At 38.6% G+C, this 16,807-nt stretch carries 11 protein-coding genes and 1 pseudogene; 5 read left to right on the forward strand and 7 right to left on the reverse strand.

Annotated elements, in window-relative coordinates; all coding sequences use genetic code 11:
• Positions 1 to 130: 130 nt before the first annotated feature.
• On the reverse strand, positions 131 to 793 hold the full coding sequence (locus tag L2737_RS08780) for a hypothetical protein (RefSeq protein WP_248955485.1): 663 nt from the start codon (positions 791 to 793) through the stop codon (positions 131 to 133).
• A gap of 223 nt (positions 794 to 1,016) precedes the next feature.
• Between L2737_RS08780 and L2737_RS08785 the strand changes: the two genes are divergently transcribed.
• The 5 genes and pseudogenes from L2737_RS08785 (at position 1,017) to L2737_RS08805 (ending at position 5,389) form a co-directional block, all read left to right on the forward strand.
• The gene (locus L2737_RS08785) at positions 1,017 to 1,586 is read left to right on the forward strand and encodes a hypothetical protein (protein ID WP_248955486.1); all 570 of its coding nucleotides are present in this window, start codon (positions 1,017 to 1,019) and stop codon (positions 1,584 to 1,586) included.
• A 457-nt stretch (positions 1,587 to 2,043) separates the two neighbouring features.
• Complete coding sequence (locus L2737_RS08790) at positions 2,044 to 2,448, forward strand: hypothetical protein (RefSeq protein WP_248955487.1); 405 nt, start codon at positions 2,044 to 2,046, stop codon at positions 2,446 to 2,448.
• A gap of 549 nt (positions 2,449 to 2,997) precedes the next feature.
• Positions 2,998 to 3,303 carry a transposase gene (locus L2737_RS08795; protein ID WP_248955488.1) on the forward strand — a complete coding sequence of 102 codons (306 nt, stop codon included), beginning with the start codon at positions 2,998 to 3,000 and terminating at the stop codon, positions 3,301 to 3,303.
• A 205-nt stretch (positions 3,304 to 3,508) separates the two neighbouring features.
• On the forward strand, positions 3,509 to 4,414 hold the full coding sequence (locus L2737_RS08800; protein ID WP_248955489.1) for a hypothetical protein: 906 nt from the start codon (positions 3,509 to 3,511) through the stop codon (positions 4,412 to 4,414).
• Positions 4,415 to 4,696: 282 nt separating this feature from the next.
• Positions 4,697 to 5,389, forward strand: a pseudogene (locus tag L2737_RS08805) (transposase).
• 395 nt (positions 5,390 to 5,784) lie between these two features.
• Here L2737_RS08805 and L2737_RS08810 read toward each other — a convergent pair.
• The 6 genes from L2737_RS08810 to L2737_RS08835 form a co-directional block, all read right to left on the reverse strand.
• A complete protein-coding gene (locus tag L2737_RS08810; protein WP_248955491.1) occupies positions 5,785 to 8,184 on the reverse strand; it encodes a hypothetical protein in 2,400 nt (799 codons plus the stop codon).
• A gap of 62 nt (positions 8,185 to 8,246) precedes the next feature.
• Positions 8,247 to 9,890 carry a patatin-like phospholipase family protein gene (locus tag L2737_RS08815; RefSeq protein WP_248955492.1) on the reverse strand — a complete coding sequence of 548 codons (1,644 nt, stop codon included), beginning with the start codon at positions 9,888 to 9,890 and terminating at the stop codon, positions 8,247 to 8,249.
• Between the two features lie 579 nt (positions 9,891 to 10,469).
• Complete coding sequence (gene gcvP / locus L2737_RS08820; protein ID WP_248955493.1) at positions 10,470 to 13,358, reverse strand: aminomethyl-transferring glycine dehydrogenase; 2,889 nt, start codon at positions 13,356 to 13,358, stop codon at positions 10,470 to 10,472.
• A 175-nt stretch (positions 13,359 to 13,533) separates the two neighbouring features.
• Entirely contained in the window at positions 13,534 to 13,923 is a 390-nt protein-coding gene (gene gcvH, locus L2737_RS08825) for a glycine cleavage system protein GcvH (RefSeq protein WP_102528280.1), read from the reverse strand.
• Positions 13,924 to 14,180: 257 nt separating this feature from the next.
• On the reverse strand, positions 14,181 to 15,275 hold the full coding sequence (gcvT, locus tag L2737_RS08830) for a glycine cleavage system aminomethyltransferase GcvT (RefSeq protein ID WP_102528279.1): 1,095 nt from the start codon (positions 15,273 to 15,275) through the stop codon (positions 14,181 to 14,183).
• A gap of 275 nt (positions 15,276 to 15,550) precedes the next feature.
• Positions 15,551 to 16,762: an FAD-dependent oxidoreductase gene (locus L2737_RS08835; RefSeq protein WP_248955494.1), complete on the reverse strand. Its 1,212-nt coding sequence runs from the start codon at positions 16,760 to 16,762 to the stop codon at positions 15,551 to 15,553.
• Between the last annotated feature and the right edge of the window lie 45 nt (positions 16,763 to 16,807).

A 16,807-nucleotide genomic window follows, 5' to 3' on the forward strand; every position in this document is an offset into this window, starting at 1 on the left:
TTTAAACTAAAAATGTGATGCGTGTGCAACAACCTGCAGTAAAAAGCTACATTACAATTGAAAACAATAGTGCAAAAATAAAGGAAAAATTTTAGGGCAACAAAATAAGTTTATCCCGACAACCTACTCATCATTTACTATCACTTAATAGCGGTTTATAACTTATTTTTATCGATGCTTTATGGGAGTGCATTAACTCAAGACATTGAGCATTTGAATTAAATAAACAACATAAATATTGTTCTAATAATGGCGTAGTGAGTAATACCTCACCTGTCATTAAGTGGTAAACAGTAAGCTTGTCATCTTGCAATACTGCGACCAATTCTCCACATTCAGTAATATCCAATGCAATGATTTTGTTGTTTTCAAAAATATCTGATGTTTTATTCTGCCACAGTAATTCAAGAGTGCTGAGATTATAGGCGCAGACTATACCCTGAAGTGGATCCGCTACAACAAAAATCCGTGATGTATTGTGGTAACTCAATATGAAATTCATTGCTTGAGGATGTAAACCCGAAATAATTTCTTTAAGTGTATTCTCAGTTAAGTCCCATATTTTTATTATTGGAGGGATATACCAATTAGTATCACAGGTAAAATAGATAACAACCTGATCGTCTTCATTAAATGAGCCACCCAAATGAAGTCCAGGGTTATCGACTCGTTTATGCAACACATTTTGGTTTGATAAGTCCAAAACTTCGATAGTATTATCACCATAACGTCTATATTCAAATCGCATGGCCTTAAGTCCATTTTGACTAATCACATCAGGTACCTTATACATCAAAAATTCCTTTTAGTTTTATCTGCTATTCACAGTCATTAAGCAGTGTAATGACGCTGTCATTTAATTGATAGAGGTCAATTATAAGTAACTGAGTCGAATAAAGGGTTTATAAAACGATAAATAATTGAATATGTGGGGTCAGACTCTGATGCCCCACCAATAATCATAGGCAGCTATGTTATTATCTAAAGTTCTAGGCAAAATAGATTAAGGATGATCTGTGAGAATTCGCATAACAATTATATTTTTAACCGCATTAGTAAGTAGTAATGCACAGTCAAATAATACTCCACCACCTTATTGGGACAAGCTTCAAAAATGCGAAAGCTTGAATGGTGAGTATGGTCACGTAAAAGCTTTCGAACATCTGGTCAAAAAGGGGACGAGACCAACGTTATGCTTTGTTATTAGCGGACACTCAAAGGAAGCATTCTTAGAACTTCGAAGAAACGCAATAACGGATAATGATAGGGTTTATATTTCTGAAATCCCAAAACCCTGGCTTGGTGTTGGAACATATATTCCGTCTTTGCCCTTCAAGACAATAGATACTGATCATGATTACCCTGCTACATATATTGCGCTGACTGAAGAGCTCGGATATACCGAAAATGAAAAAATAGCTATAAATATATCTTTTAATGTCGCAGATCACGACAGAGAGTTTTTCTTTTTTTACAATCAAGATGAGCATGGTGCGTTTCTTGGTTCTATCTCATTATTCACAGAAGATGAGCCAGCAGAAATTAGCCATGTAGAACAAGGTTATATAAATAGGGTCAGAGACTGAAGCCACTTATTACAAAGGATTATTAGCGATAAAGTCTGTAACACCCTACTTTTAAATGATTTTATATCAATTTTTCAGACTAAACAGTGCGCTAACCCATTGCAATAAACAGACTCAATAGCGTAATGTATAACCAATAAAAACAAACGCAGGCCAAGCTCTTAATCCAATAAGAGAACGCCTTTCAGGGAAGAAGAAGCCAATCATTAGCTTGTAGAAAACCAGTTCATTTGAACCACTCAAGCACAAAATGAAAAGTTTACTCCCTCTCACTAATTAAGACTCTGACAGCATTTATTCCTTACTTAAGACCCCACTTTTTTATTGAATTTCTTTTCTAAAATGTCTGTTGCCAAGAATTTAGCAAATGGGTATTATTCCCGCCCAATTTTCCTTAAAAGTCATGTAAAAGAAACCTTCGTTTCCCCTAAAAATGACTTTTCGAGTCACACTAACAATGAAAAAAGTTTTATTATGTGCAGTCATAACTATGGCTATCACAGGTTGTTCTACACCAAAGATTAGAGTTCCTGTCGATGCAAATAAAATCACTTACTACAACCCTGTAGTATCAACATTAATGAACTGTATGCCAGTAACCTCTTTTACTGTCCCTGAGCAACATCCAAACAATTTTGAAAGCTACATTAAAGTGGAGCTTTTTAAACAAGGAGCAACACACTATTCAGTACATGTTACAGATGAAACAATGAAGGGATTACCTATCTCTGGCGAAGTTGACGCATATTTCTGTCAAAAGAAAGAAGAGGATAAACCCGTACAGCAGCCTCAGCAAACACAACAAGTACAACCTCAATTACCGGTATACATTATTAATAACAATAACAATAACAATAATTAAGCTTGAAACTCTGAGGCTAACAATAAAATGTTAGCCTTATTGCCTAACAACACCAAAGCTACTTCACTCTCGACTAGCTTTTATCGCCAAAAGCAAAAGTTTAAGTTAACTCTTAACCTACATATTCAAGATAAGCTATGCAATCAACTCATCCTCAAGTCGATGTAAAACAGCAGAGAAGACGCCTAACTATAAAAGCAAAACAAAAAGAAGCCGCTTGTAAGAGCATAAATTAGCAACGTCGAATCTAACACACTATTTTTAAATGATTTTAATCACAGATTGATGATTAAAGGCATTGCGCTTTTAAGACCCAATAGCGTAATGTATAGCGAATAAAAAACAAACGCAGGCCAAACTCTTAATCCAATAAGAGAACGCCTTTCAGGGAAGAAGAAGCCAATCATTCGCTTGTAAAAGCCAGTTCATTTGAACCATACAAGCACAAAATGAAAAGTTTACTCTGACCCCACTTCTTTGACCCCACTTCTTTAGAATTATTTAATTCAACTCTACCGCTATATAGAACTCAATCCTGTTAGGGCAAATATGGTGACTGACCCAGCTGAATACCCTTGGTCAAGCTACCAAATCAACGCACTTGGTAAAGCTTCACAACTTTGCACCCCACATCAGGTTTATCTATCAATTCATCTAGAGCCAGAAAAAAGACTGTCGAATTACCGCGCTTTAGTTACGCATCATCTAGATAGCAAACTCATAGAAGATATCCGCCAAGCAACTAACAAAGGCATGGCCATTGGGAATGATAAATTTAAAGATGAGATAGAAAAACTAACAGGAAACAGCATGAAACCAAAGAAAATGGGACGACCTTACAAAGCAAAAATTTAAGTTTACTCTGACCCCACTTACTCTGACCCCACTTATTCTGACCCCACTTATTTCTCTATTTATTGTCCACTTATTGGAAGCTTATTGTATTGCACTTCACGAAAAAAAAGGTATGTTAATACTTACTGTGGTTTGCAGTATAGGTTTAAATTACAGTGTCAACTTAAACACTTATATTAACTTAATTTTTAAAAGGGATTTTACTTTGAAATACAACATATTACTCTTTTCTTTCTTCATAACATCTTTTAGTGCGAATTCCGATGTAATTTGCGACAACATTGTAAATAATGACAGCTTAATCACTTCATATAGCACTAGTAATTCTGCTGGAATAATTAGTAGTAATGAATTTACCTTATTAAACACTTATTGGAATGTATCCAATAAAATGAAAACAAAAAAAGAGTGCTCAGAGAAATCTGGAAAAGAAACTTGTTATAATGTACAAGATTTAAGCTATACATATGGTCATTACTTAACCTCATCAATACCCTCATATTTGCCCCCTTACCCAGGAGAGTATTTAGACATACACAGGGTAAAAGGTTTTAATTACTCTGAAGATTTCAGTAAAAAATTTACTCAGGAAGGTAAATTCTATTATGGAATAATTACAAGAAAAGCAAATAATGCTGGAAATTATTGCGATACAACTCATGTATATTCGCAGCATAAACCTACTAATACACTTGTGCCAGATTATAGTATTAATGGAGAACGAATTATTGGCACATTAACAGCAAACTCTTCGATATCAAGTTTTTCTAAATCTGCAGTGTATAACTTAGAGCCTTTATATCAATTTCAAATTAAAAATATCACTGAATGGACAGGTCAACATTGTGATTATGTAGAAGACCGTTCTAGTTGGGTAACTATAAATAATTCTTCAAATAAAAATTATTTAAATTTCGATTATTATGGCTGTGAATACTCTGTTCGTTCTCGTGTATTTGATGGGAAGTTTTATAGTAATTGGGGTACAAAAATATTAGTAGGTAATGCTGGTTCTGGTGGTTCTGGTGGTTCTGGTGGTTCTGGTGGTTCTGGTGGTTCTGGTGGTTCTGGTGGTTCATGTACTGGAAGAATATGTAATGAAGAGCCTTGACTTAAAAAAAGCAAAAGTTAAATTTAAATTTTCTTATCCTTCATAGTTAAACAAAGGAAATGAAGATTTTGTGTTTACTCAATAACGTTATATGAGTGGAGCCAGAGTTTACTTTAACCCAATGAAAGCGGCCTAAGGTCGCTTTTTTACTTTGATAAATATCTAATTCAATTCACCATAATTGCGTCGCTGGCTATGCTCGTGGATAAGTGGGATTAGAGTAAACTTAAATTACTCAACTATACTCTGTAGCTTATTCGCCTTTGCAAATGGAACTTGCACATGCCTAGAAAACTTAGAGTAAGCCCAATCGGAATCCCTCAACATGTCACTCAACGTGGTAATAATCGCCAAGCTTGTTTCACATCAGAACAAGATTTCAAAGCATATAGTGGTTGGTTAAAAGATCATGCTAAGAAATTTCATGTAGAAATACACGCTTGGGTATTCATGACTAATCATGTGCACCTGTTATGTACCCCGCTTCACCCAAATTCCATAAGCCAGATGATGCAAGCACTCGGCAGACAGTACGTTCGATATTTCAATCACACCTATAAACGTACAGGTACACTTTGGGAGGGAAAGTTTAAATCCTGCTTGGTTCAAAGTGAGGATTATTTAATTCAACTCTACCGCTATATAGAACTCAATCCTGTTAGGGCAAATATGGTGACTGACCCAGCTGAATACCCTTGGTCAAGCTACCAAATCAACGCACTTGGTAAAGCTTCACAACTTTGAACCCCACATCAGGTTTATCTATCAATTCATCTAGAGCCAGAAAAAAGACTGTCGAATTACCGCGCTTTATTTACGCATCATCTAGATAGCAAACTCATAGTAGATATCCGCCAAGCAACTAACAAAGGCATGGCCATTGGGAATGATAAATTTAAAGATGAGATAGAAAAACTAACAGGAAACAGCATGAAACCAAAGAAAATGGGACGACCTTACAAAGCAAAAAATTAAGTTTACTCTGACCCCACTTATTTTAGCTTTCGACTGCACAGAACAAACTTTGTCGGCGAGTTTTGTGCATTAACGGGGTGACAATCGATAGGCATTTTGATAAAACTTGTTTCGCATTCATGGCATTTACTCGTGGTAATTTTTGTTTGGCGATAAATTTGATCACCAAATGCCATGAATGTTCCAATCTTTTTTCAATATCCTGTTGTTTCTAATAATTATTTCGTGGGGATTCGTCAGACTCTGACCCCACTTATTCCCGAGTGTTTCCCTAGGTCTGGCCATCATAAATCACCGATTATTAAGCAATAACTAAAGCCTAGTTCAGTGTTGATAATTTAGCCACTTAGAGTGGGTGGCCATGTTATTCAGCATTTCAGCATTTCAGCATTTTACTATTCATCAATTAAATGCATAAGTATTGATTCCTTTAACAAGCTTTTATAATAGTCCTTATAGGGTATTACATACGTATTAGATGTATACAAAGTCCCACTATAGGATATTTCTAAATCATCAAAGTTAAATTCTGAATTTATTGGAATACTTTTATCTATTCGACTTCTTAACCTAAACGATTGATAATCAGCAGTCATCAAACCTATATATTCTTTATTTTGCCCCGTTGATTGTAAAATTGCAAAATCCTCCATAGAACCATTCAACTTAACTTTATCCTTAAGTTTGTCCTTTAACGATCCAAGTGAATTATCAGGTAATCCCTTTTCAGATTTCTCATCAGTTTCCTCACCAGAATGTGTCGAATGTTTTATAAAGTCCTTATCTAACCATTCATCTTCAACTGATTCGCTATTTGATTTATTGTACTTTTCATATACATATAAAGATTTATTATTAATCTTTTGTTTCTGCATACTTTTTTCGATTACTGCTTCAAATATTTCATCCCCTAAAAGTGTTTTAAGAGAGCCTAAAGAGTGACATATGATTATCCGAATTGACGTGTACTTAAAAAACCAATCAAGCAATAAACACTTTAAAGACTCACGCTTATCCCCTTCAGCGAAATTGTTAGATAAAACGTCTAGATAAAATGAAATGATATTTCGGATAGCTTGCTCATTTGTTACGGCATATACCTGAACTCTGCCTAACTCCAACACCTCCTTCATAAGTCCTTTTCCGTTTATAAAACGAAATTCGCCATATTGCAAAGAAGCAAAATTACTGACAGCAATTGTAAAATTATTTGTTTTTCTAATCTTTTGGTGAAAATTATCAATAGAGTCCCTAATCACATTGTCATGAAGAACATGTTCAATGTATTCATCTTTGTCTCGATTAAGTATTAATAGCTTTTTAATGTCAAGCCTAAGTTCATTAGCGTTTATTAAATTTTCCACATTACTATCAGAAACTGAATAAACTCCTTCATCGTACATAGATTTAAATCGTCTTGAGAAAAATAAAACATTTAATTCTTTAACATCCTTAATTATAACTTGATAATATGAAGTATCCTCTTTGTCATTCTCATATAAAAATTCTAATTTACTTTGCTTTTCTTTGACTGATTCAAAAAAACTTTCTGACCCATCTTTTAAAAATGGAATAAAATTCATAAGAAGTTTTAGCCTGCTAGTTTTTTTTATGTGATTCTGAACTTTAGCAGAGGCTATTTTTTTGACTTCAACTATTCTCCCAACAGAATGAGTATTAAGTACAAACATCATAAACCCTAAAGAAAGTAAAACTGACAACATTAGTAAATACGGATCTTTAGGGAAAGCATTACCCCATTCTTGCATAAATACATATTCGAATAATTCTGAATTAGTCTTAATATTGGTATTACCTCTCCCGAAGTGAAAGAATAAGTCAAAACCAATATAATGTTCTTCAGGCTCCTCATTGGCTTCTTTAGTAAAATGTAATTTACAAATGACTGTCCTGGTAATTCCCCCTATAGGCTCAATGTCAGTATATGGATTTGTAATATCACATAGGTATTTTACTTTATCATTTGGAGCACTCTGAAATAGAGGGCAAGTAGAATCGCAAAAATAAGGAGCTTCTTTATTTATTAATTTGAACCACATCCTCTTTTCGATATCTGGTATCTCGTCTAATGCTCTACCAGGAAAAGCAAATCGAATATTTCTATTTCCATAATAAAAAACTTTCTTGATTTTAAAATCATTAAATGCACTATTAATTTCGACTTTGCTGTCTTTGTCTTCTTCATTGGGTTTAAATGAATCATCTAACGCAGCTTGAAAACTACTTTCAGTTATTGCTTCGTCTTTTTTTAATTTACTACATACCTGTTTCGATAATTTTTTTGCAGAAAATTCTAATATAGAAAGAGAATTTTCAGAAAGGGGCTGGCTCCTAGTTATATTTTCGTCACTAGTAAAGTAAGATACTTTATTCGCTATATATTTAGTTGAACCCTCCTGAAATGTATAATCTTTTTCATTATCAATTTCGTTTCCCTTTATCAGGTATTCATTTTTCTCTATGTCTTTAATGGTTATTTCAGATTGGCTTACAGCAAGTTCAGCTAATTCGTCTAAATATTCTTTAATTTTAATCTTGTAGTTATCATTTAGATATTCAACAAGTTCTTTATTTCGCTCAGGCTTTATTATTGATGCTAACCCTTGTTTCAATTTCCATTCATTAAAGCTATAGGAACCAATTAATAGTGCGAAATACAAGAAAAAGAAAACTATAAAAAATAAGCAACATGCGCCCCATACTAATTTACTCTTAATAAAGCTTTCATCAATTTCACGATTTTTTATTACTTGGCTTATTAAAGTTTTTCTCATGTAAAATCCTAATAACTTCCATATTAGCTAGCTACAAAAATAGATAAGTTTTTCGAATTCTTTTAATTTGACAATTCAGTTAATGCTTTCTTTGCAGACCAATAAGATAAATTGGTAAGTAAATTTGTTTGTAAAGGCGTTAATACAATTATGCCTTTGAGATTCTCAAAAAAAGTCCCGTAATGTGGAAAATCTTCTAATCCTTTTTGAGTACCAAATAATTTTTTCTTCTTCGAAATAACTTCAGCTAATTCTCGATCACCCAAGCTGTCTTCCCATGCCTTACTTCGACAATTATAGACCCATGTAACCTCAACATGTTGGCCTGCTTCTATGCCATAAAAGTTATTAGATTTAGTTACCAAATTTGATTTGGCTACCAAAGTATTCTTAGCGATAAACTCACCACTTGAGCTTTCCTTTTCAACTTCTTCTGTAAACTGTTTAATAATTTTTAATAATTCTTTTTGCCCATTTTTGAAAACGATATTAGTTTTAAATTTAGATAGTCCAAATAAATTATTTATAGGTAAAAATAATGCCTTTAGTGACTTATTAAGAGAGGAATTTAACGGTGAATCTATATCAGGAACGAATGCCTTTTTCGTATTAATGAACACTATAATCTTAGATACCTTCCTCGCTAGGAGAGGCATTATCCCTAAGTTCTCAAGGTGGCCCCCATCTGAATGAGGATACTCTTCTGCCACTTGATTTTGCCCTTTAGGAATAGAAATGGGTATATGATTAAATTCAGGAAAACCAAGTGCACCCAAGCCAATGTTAGATGTTATCTCCTGCGGTGCAGCTCCAGTACTTGCTATAATATCAGCCAAAGAAAAAGCGCGTTCATTTGTAAAATCTAACAATGACTTTGGTACTCTTTTAACCAATAATTTTTCAACGCCATTTACAGATGATTTTTTATAAGGCCCAATACAGTCATAACCACAACTAGTGATATAGCCTCCACCAAAGTAATCATCTTGACCTATAAACTCTTTGTCTTTATGACTGACTCTGCTCCCTGAGTAATAAGGCGTATATTCGATATGATATTTTTTATCTGAATTGAATCCATCCTCATTTAATAATGTAGCCCCTAAAATTAAGAATGGTGTACCTTGCCTAGAAACATCAAAAGAAAACCCTTCGTTTTTAGAGCCTTCTTTTAATCCCTCTTGTGCACTTTTCAAAGTCTCTTCATTAAATGTAAAATGTGTGTCGGGGTTATGTAGTTTGAATGGTTTCAAAAAGATATTACCTAAGGAATAGGCAAAGCTTTCATCTCCTTTTCCAGATACTCCGCCTCGAACTAAGCTCATTAATATTGGGGCTTTAGTAATACACTCTTGGAATGAGCCTTTAATTACAGATTTACAAATTGACGAATCGATATCGTTTGGCTCTAAAACTCGTCCAAAATATTGTTCCATTTTATCAGAACTTACAAATGTATATGGCGTTGCCGCCCATCCACCACCTGATACAGCCGAAATATATTTTACTTCATCGATAATATTTAAATCATGCAATGCTTTTAATTGACCTAATGTACAAGCCGCTGAGCGTGTACCACCTCCAGAGAAGGCCACACCTAAAGATTTGTTCGCGTATGAGGCTTGAAATGCTTTTAAACTTTCTTCTGGAAAGTTATTTTTATCAATCCAGCCTTGCGACCAAGCCTCTACTATGAATTTTGTCATGACACGTCCTTGTATGTTTTTTGTACAGCATAGTCGCGATTACTGGAATTGTAAAAATTTTACTATTTTTAGAAATTCTGCCTTCTTTTGAACCATCACCAGTAGTATTCCTAGAATCCCCAGCGGTTACTTGAATGTTAACTTGTAGTGAATTAATTGAAAATGCCATTTAATTAAAGGCATTGTACAAAGCTATGGCTAATATTAGCTAGCCACTACACACGACAAGTTCAGGACGGAGTGATGTTCACCCACTTGCTTTTTGTTTGTTTATTGACCATAACTTCTGCTAAAAGACATAAAAATTTAGAAAGGAATCGATAAATGAATAATACAAAATTAAAAGACTGAAAATGTAGGATCAGAGTAAACTTAAACCCTGCCAACAAAAAAGCGAACCATTCGGTTCGCTTTTTTCTTTAATAAATAGCTAAACTTCAAACAAAGCCTGCTACTCATAATAGCGTTACTGCCGAAAGTAAGACAAAAAAGCCGCTGCTTTTCGCCACGGAGTTGACTGTTGTCAATGAGTAGCGAAAAGTAGCGGCTGATGCCGTATTACTGAGGTTAAGTAGCTATTTACTCGTAATCAGAAATAGGTACGCAACTACACATCAAGTTACGGTCCCCATAAACATCATCAATACGATTCACTGTCGGCCAGAACTTATTCGCCTTAACCGCTGCTGATGGGAACACGGCTTCTTCACGGCTGTATGGGCGTGTATCAAACGCTGGGTCCATAATGTCGGCCATGGTGTGCGGTGCGTTATGCAGTGGATTGTTGTCGCTTGGCCACTCGCCTGATTCTACTTTGGCGATCTCTTTGCGTATTGAGATCATCGCTTCTGCGAAACGGTCTAGTTCAACTTTTGACTCTGATTCTGTTGGCTCAATCATTAAGGTGCCCGCTACTGGGAAGCTCATGGTTGGCGAATGGAAACCGTAATCGTTTAGACGCTTAGCAATGTCCATTTCGGTAATGCCTGAAGACTCTTTAAGCGGACGTAAGTCGATAATACATTCGTGCGCTACACGGTCGTTACGGCCAGTGAATAATACTGGGTAGTGACCTGACAGTTTCTTCATTACATAGTTAGCGTTTAGCAGTGCCATTTGAGTAGACTGTTTCACGCCTTCGGTGCCTAGCAGTTTAATGTACATCCAGCTGATAGGTAGGATGCTAGCACTGCCGTATGGCGCGGCTGATACTGCGCCATTGTTGTCGCTTTCGCGGCCTGGCTTAACGATTTGGTGACCTGCTACAAACGGCGCTAAATGCTTTTTAATGCCGATTGGGCCCATACCTGGTCCGCCGCCGCCATGTGGAATCGCGAAGGTTTTATGTAGGTTAAGGTGCGATACATCTGCGCCAATAAAGCCCGGTGACGTTAAGCCAACCTGTGCGTTCATGTTTGCGCCATCAAGGTAAACTTGGCCGCCATACTCATGGACGATTTCACAAATCTCAGCGATTGATTCTTCATACACACCGTGAGTCGATGGGTAGGTGATCATGATGCACGATAGGCTGTCTGCAAGCTCAGCGGCTTTTGCACGTAAGTCTTCTACGTCGACGTTGCCTTCTTTATCACATGCAGTCACGACCACTTTCATGCCTGCAAGCTGCGCCGATGCAGGGTTAGTACCGTGAGCAGATTGTGGGATTAAGCAGATGTCTCTGTGCCCTTCGCCGCGTGACTCGTGGTATTTCTTAATCGCCAGCAGTCCAGCGTATTCGCCTTGTGCGCCTGAGTTAGGCTGGATACACACGGCATCGTAACCTGTAATGTTAACTAAGAAGTCAGATAACTCATTGATTAACTGAGTGTAACCTTGCGCTTGGTCTAGCGGGCAGAATGGATGCATGTTGGCAAATTCTGGCCAGCTTACCGGTAGCATTTCAACGGCTGCGTTAAGCTTCATGGTACATGAGCCTAATGAAATCATTGAATGGTTTAGGGCTAAATCTTTGTTTTCTAGACGCTTGATGTAACGCATCATTTCAGTTTCGCTTTGGTAGCGATTGAATGTTGGGTGAGTCAAGATGGCATCTTTACGCTCAAGCTCTGCTGGGATTGAGCTAAAGCCGTTACCTACGATGTCGCCATCGATAGCCGTAACATCAAGGCCATGACCTTCACCGATAATCACAGTCAATAACTGGTCGATATCTTCACGTGTGGTGGTTTCATCTAAGCTGATACCCAAAATGCCGTCAGCATCGATACGTAAGTTTAATTCTGCATCGACAGTGCGAGCTGTAACTGCTGCTACGTCTAAGCCTTTAACACTGATGGTGTCGAACCAAGTGTTGTTAACTAACTCAACGCCTTTGGCTTTAAGGCCAGTCGCTAGAATGTCAGTTAAACGGTTAATGCGGCTAGCAATGGTTTTAAGCCCTTGTGGGCCATGGAACACGGCGTAGAACGACGCCATATTCGCTAATAATATTTGTGCAGTACAAATGTTTGAGTTGGCTTTTTCACGGCGAATGTGTTGCTCGCGTGTTTGCATTGCCATACGCAGTGCGTCATTACCGCGTGTATCTTTTGATACACCAATAATACGACCTGGCATTGAACGTTTGTGTGCATCACGGGCAACGAAAAATGCAGCGTGTGGTCCGCCGTAACCCATTGGTACGCCAAAACGCTGCGCACTACCAAATACGATATCTGCGCCCATTGAACCCGGTGACTTAAGCAGTACCAGTGACATGATGTCAGCAGCAACAGTCACAATCGCTTTCTTTTCAGCAAGCTTAGCGAACAGTTCAGTGTTATCGGTGATTTCACCAAAACGGTTGGTGTACTGGAATAATGCGCCAAATAGCTCGTAGTTAGCGGCTTCTGCTGCTGGGCCAACAATCACTTCAAAACCGAAGCACTCTGCACGGGTTTGCACTACATCTAATGTTTGTGGGAATACGTCGTCTGCCACAAAGAAGATGTTAGCTTTTTTGGCTTTAGACACACGTTTTGCCATTGCCATTGCTTCTGCAGCGGCGGTAGCTTCATCAAGTAGTGATGCTGATGCAAGGTCAAGACCGGTTAAATCCATCGACACTTGTTGGAAGTTAAGAATGGCTTCTAAACGACCTTGAGCAATTTCTGGCTGGTACGGGGTGTACGCTGTGTACCAACCCGGATTTTCAAACACGTTACGTAAAATGACGTTTGGTACTTCAGTACCGTAGTAGCCCATGCCGATGTAGCTTTTGAATACTTTGTTTTTATCAGCAATGGTGCGGATGTAGGCTGTGCCTTCCGCTTCGCCACATGAATCACCAATGGTCAACTCTTGCGGTAAACGAATTGAACCAGGCACAGTTTGTGCGGTTAAGTCTTCAAGCGATTCTGCGCCAACATAGTTCAACATTTCTTGCTGTTGAGCTTGGTTAGGGCCGATGTGTCGGCTTAAAAATAATTCGTGTTGCTCTAATTGAGTTAGGGTTTGCTTTGTCATGAGAAGTCGTGTTCCAAATCTGCCAGAATCAAGCTGTAGGGCATTAAACTGGTCTAGGGAAAAATGTTGTTGTGCAATACTTTAATAGCAAGCGTAAGGATCGCTTATGCCATTAATAAATTTTTAAAGGCAAAACAAAAGAAGCTCCCAGGGGAGCTTCTATTAGCGTCGACGATTATTCTTCGTCAATCACTTCTTGGTAACCGTCAGCATCTAACAGGTTAGCCACTTCAGCTTCGTCAGATGGCTTAACGCGGAAGAACCAACCTTCGCCAAATGCTTCACTGTTTACTAATTCTGGTGAATCTTCTAATGCTTCGTTTACTGCCACTACGTCGCCTGAAATCGGTGCGTAGATGTCTGACGCTGCTTTAACTGATTCAGCTACTGCGCAATCTTCGCCAGCTGTTACTGTGTCGCCAACTTCTGGTAATTCTACGAATACCATGTCACCTAATAGCTCTTGTGCATGCTCAGTGATACCCACAGTGTAAGTGCCGTCTTCTTCTTTACGGATCCACTCATGAGATGAAGCATATTTAAGTTCAGCTGGAATGTTGCTCATTATCGTAATTCCTATATCTATAAATTTAAAGCGCAATTTTTATTTGAGTTAATGGGATAAGTACTTAATCATCAATTCGTTGATTATTGATTGATATTATCTAAATAAGTGCTTATACCAAAATATGTTAGTCGCAAAACGTGCTGTGAAATCGATTAAATTTGAGCAGCCTGTACGGAGTTGATAGCTTATGTGTCAGTATCAATGAGTACAGGCGACAAAAAAGTTAATCGATTTAGCGCAATTCGCTGCTAACATCAGAATGCTTGTTTACCGTTACGTACGAAACTTGGTGCAATGACTTTAACAGCTACGCGCTTTTTACGCATTTCGACTTCAGCCGTATCACTAATACCCTTAGGTACACGCGCCATGGCAATAGAATAGCCTAAAGTTGGCGAGAAAGTCCCGCTGGTGATCGAACCTTCATGTTCAACGCCATCTGCGTCAGTGAAGAACACTGGCATGCCGTGACGTAATACACCTTTTTGTTCCATGATAAGGCCAACTAATTTGTCTGGCCCTGCTGCTTTAATTTCTGTTAGTGCTGCGCGGCCAATGAAGTCACGATCTTCTGGCTCCCATGCGATAGTCCAGCCCATGTTTGCTGCTAACGGGTTAATGGTTTCATCCATGTCTAAACCGTATAGGTTCATGCCCGCTTCTAAACGTAGGGTGTCACGTGCGCCTAGGCCACATGGCTTAACGCCTGCTTCAAGCAGTGCTTGCCATAATGCAGCGGCTTCAGCTTCTGGGACGATGATTTCGTAACCCGCTTCGCCGGTGTAACCTGTAGTCGCAATAAATAATGACTCTGACTGCACACCAAAGAACATTTTCATGCCTTCAACGGCGGCGTTTTGCTCGGCGCTGAATACTGTAGCCGCTTTGGCTTTCGCGTTAGGGCCTTGCACAGCAATCATCGCAAGCTCTGGGCGCTCAGTAATGGTCACATCAAAACTTGCTGACTGTTTTTCCATCCAGGCTAAATCTTTCACGCGAGTGGCTGAGTTAACCACCACACGGTAATGGGTGTCAGTAAGGTAGTAAGTAATGAGGTCGTCGATAACGCCAGCGTTGTCGTCTAGCATGCCGCTGTAAAGCGCTTTGCCAGCGACTTTTAGCTTAGCAATATCGTTTGCTAATAATTTGCGTAGGAATGCACAAGCATCGGTACCTGTCACATCAACCACTGTCATGTGTGATACATCGAACATGCCTGCGTCTTGGCGCACTGCGTTATGTTCTTCGATTTGTGAACCATAGTTAAGTGGCATATCCCAACCGTGGAAATCTACCATCTTGCCGTTTGATTCTAAGTGCTTGTTAAAGAGTACAGTTTTATTAGCCATTATTATCTCTTTTTTATGAGCCTTCTGAGGGTACAACAGGTGAAGGCGATTTATATACCGTGAACATTGGAAATATCAGCTTTCCGATATTCACGGCTATGAATGGGGCAAAATTATACCCATAGGGTGAACTTTGTATAGTAGGAAATTTTCTAATCCGAGATTTTAACATTAGTTTAACTAATGCGAAGGATGTAGTTTTTTTACAAGAATTTCATCTACTTCGGCCGATCCCCTGATATATAAGAGGTTTTAGGCCGAAGTGATGTCAAATTTTACTCACGGCAAAGTTTAGGAAGTTTCAGTTTATTGCCTATAGCCTGTTTGATGAACACTGTTTTTAGTCCAGCGACATTATCAATCAGGTTTAAACCCAAATCACGTAAGGCTTTTTTAACTGGATTGCTGCCTGCGAATAGTCGTTTGAAACCTTCCATTGCACTGATCATTTCTATCGCTTCAGCTTTTCGCCAGCGCTCTAGTGCACGAAGGTTGGCGTAATCACCGAGATCTTTACCCGCGTCATGTAACTCGCTAACGGTTTCGATAATACTGGCCGCATCTAAAAAGCCTAAGTTAACCCCTTGGCCTGCTAACGGATGAATGGTGTGGGCGGCGTCGCCTGCCAATAACAAACGATGACGAGCAAAGTGGCGTGCATAACGCATACGCAGTGGGTGTGATTGACGCTCGCTGACCTGTTCACATATGCCTAAGCGACCATCAGATGCTGCGGTTAAGGCTTTAGAAAATTCTTCAGGCGATAAAGCTAATAGCCTTTCGGCTTCTTGTGGCGATACTGACCATACGATAGAACAAAGATTGTCTTCGTATAGCGGCAGTAGTGCTAATGGGCCGTCGGCTAAAAACACCTGACGGGCAGTGTCTTCATGGGGCTGACTCGTGCGAATGGTGGCTACAATGGCGTGGTGACCGTAATCCCAAAAGGTCAGTGGAATTTGGCACTGGGTTCGCACCCAAGAGTTAGCGCCATCAGCTGCAACCACTAACGCAGCACTTAAGTTTTCGCCGTTATCTAAGGTTAACCAAGACTCACGCTCACCAAAAGCGATGCGCTCTAAACGCTGGCCTTCAAGATGGGTAATGTTAGTTAATTCGCTGGTGCGCTTGGCTAAGGCGTAACTGATGGATTGGTTTTCGATTATCGCCCCAAGGGATGGCTCGCTGATGCTGGCGGCATCAAAGGCAATTTTGCCTAAGCCGTCTTTGTCCCATACGGCCATTTTTTGATAAGGCGCAGTGCGGGCTTGGTCAATGTATTGCCAAGCACCTAAGTTTGTTAGTAATCGCTCACTGGCTTTGTTAATCGCACTCACACGTAAACGTGGCTCACCTGACACTGCCTCTGTTTGGCCCGCATCAATCACCACCACATTTAAGTTTGCCTCGGCTAAACCGATTGCCGTTGCCAAGCCAACCATTCCACCGCCAACTATGGCTACATCATAGGTCTGAGTTTGAAACATGTTAATCCTTAATCTTCAATCGGTTTACTGAGATGCTTTATAACT

Origin of the sequence: Shewanella electrodiphila, assembly GCF_023283985.1 — a bacterium.
Lineage (GTDB): Bacteria > Pseudomonadota > Gammaproteobacteria > Enterobacterales > Shewanellaceae > Shewanella > Shewanella electrodiphila.